The sequence below is a fragment of the Moorena sp. SIO3B2 genome, assembly GCF_010692525.1.
GTDB classification, from domain to species: domain Bacteria; phylum Cyanobacteriota; class Cyanobacteriia; order Cyanobacteriales; family Coleofasciculaceae; genus Moorena; species Moorena producens.
The window spans coordinates 1-2,145 of record NZ_JAAHHE010000415.1 but is presented as its reverse complement, the minus strand read 5'-3'; the positions used below and the strand labels follow the sequence as shown (position 1 = coordinate 2,145).

The following is a 2,145-nucleotide window of genomic DNA, read 5'->3' as shown; positions in this document are numbered from 1 at the left end:
ATTCCCGATTCCCGATTCCCGATTCCCGATTCCCAAAAAGGATGAAATATTAAGGTTTAAGGATTAAAGATCAAGATGGAATGGAATTGGGATAAGATAAAGAGTTTGCTAAGCATCCAGATTCCCTTGGCGATTATTGGTAACTTATGCCAGAATACCGATTGAATTCAGGCTGGCTGATTCAGCTACAGCAACCTCAATAGGGGAAAGAATGGTCTTATCAAAACGTCAATTTATCAATTTTTCTATCATTGCTGTCCTTAGCGCCTGCCTTACCTTCCCCTTGAAGGTTCTCGCCACAACTCCTGCCCCAGATGTCTTATCCTCAACCAGTACCACTGCCACAATTACTACGCCTCACATGACTATTTTTCAGGCGGTGGTGCTGGGTTTTGTACAGGGGTTTACGGAATTCCTGCCCATCAGTAGTACCGCTCATTTAAAAGTGGTACCTGTGGCCTTAGGCTGGGGTGATCCAGGGGTTGCGTTTACGGCTGTGATTCAACTAGGCTCGATTGCGGCGGTGGTGTGGTACTTCTGGGGAGACTTGAGTAAAGTCACTACTGGCGCATTCAAAGCTATCCGTACATCCGATTACCAATCCCAAGACTTCCAGATGGCCCTGGGAATTGCGTTGGGAACCCTACCCATTGTCTTCTTTGGACTGCTGATTAAAATCTTTATCCCTGATTATGACAATTCTCCGATACGGAGTACCATGTCAATCGCCTATGTCTCGATTGTGATGGGTTTGTTGATGGGTGTTTCTGAAGTGGTGGGTAAGCGTAAGCGTAACTTTGAGGATTTAGGTCTTAAAGATGGGATCGGGATGGGCTTGGCTCAGGCGTTGGCTTTAATGCCTGGTGTCTCCCGGTCTGGCTCAACTCTGACTGCTGGTTTATTCATGGGTTTGGAACCAGCAACCGCAGCAAGGTTTTCCTTTTTGTTGGGCATCCCAGCGATTACCTTAGCTGGTTTAGTGGAGTTAGTCGGTTTGCTCAAAGATGGCATCGGGGATGCTGGCGCAATGTCACTGATTGTAGGGGTGATTTCATCAGCAGCATTTTCCTACGTAGCGATCGCATGGATGATTAACTATCTCAAGAAAAAAGGTGTCTGGATATTTGTCTGGTATCGGTTATTGTTTGGGTTAGTAATTTTAGGTGGTATCATAACTGGGCTGTTACAAAATAGTTAGCGTCCGCAAGTGTCGGAAGTGTGGGAAGATAGGGAGATGGGGAGATGGGGAGATGGGGAGAATTATCCCTTCAACTATGGTAGATTTGGATATATATTTTGGATATAGCAATTCTCTATGCCATGAGGTACAAAGGGATCCCCCTAAATCCCCCTTATCAAGGGGGACTTTGAGGTTGAGAAGCATACCTCATAAATCCTATAAACGCTATATAATACAACGTTTTTCATAACTATTAGGTAGATAGAATTTTTTCACTCTTGCCTCTTGCCTCTTGCCTGTTGTCTGTTGCCTATTGCCTCTTGCCTCTTGCCTGCTCCCTACTCCCTGCTCCCTGCTCCCTAAAACCTAGGACTTTGTGCCTCACCCAATTGAAAACTGCTATCAATGAGTCAAAGCTCGATTCGTCCAGTATTAATCACTAAGGTTCTTCCCAACTCCATTGCCGCTGAGATTGGATTTGAACCAGGGGATTCTATTGTTGCGATTAATGGTAGCCATCCCCGTGATTTGATTGATTATCAATTCCTGTGTGCGGATGAAATTTTAGAACTGGAAGTGCTGGATGGGGCGGGTAAGACTCATGTGATCGAAATTGAGAAAGACTATGATGACGATTTAGGGCTGGAATTCGAGACAGCGTTATTTGATGGTTTGATTCAGTGCAATAATCGTTGCCCATTTTGCTTTATCGACCAACAACCACCAGGTAAGCGCCAAAGCCTTTATTTCAAAGATGATGACTATCGGCTTAGTTTTCTCTATGGGTCTTACTTAACTCTGACCAATCTGACTCAAACCGAGTGGGATCGGATCGAACGGATGCGTCTATCTCCTCTTTATGTTTCGGTTCATGCTACTGAACCGGATGTGCGCATACGGTTACTGAAAAATCCTCGGGCTGGGCAAATTTTAGAGCAGTTAAGGTGGTTTCAGGAGCGACGGCT

The 2,145-nt window shown here is 45.2% G+C and carries 2 protein-coding genes; both read left to right on the top strand.

Going from position 1 to position 2,145, the window contains the following annotated elements; translation table 11 throughout:
- The first annotated feature begins 211 nt into the window (after positions 1-211).
- Positions 212-1,198, top strand: coding sequence for an undecaprenyl-diphosphate phosphatase (locus F6K38_RS34970; protein WP_502709631.1), 987 nt, complete (start codon positions 212-214; stop codon positions 1,196-1,198).
- A 387-nt stretch (positions 1,199-1,585) separates the two neighbouring features.
- Positions 1,586-2,145, top strand: a 560-nt coding sequence (locus tag F6K38_RS34965; RefSeq protein WP_287359696.1) for a PDZ domain-containing protein, incomplete at its 3' end; no start/stop codon positions are given.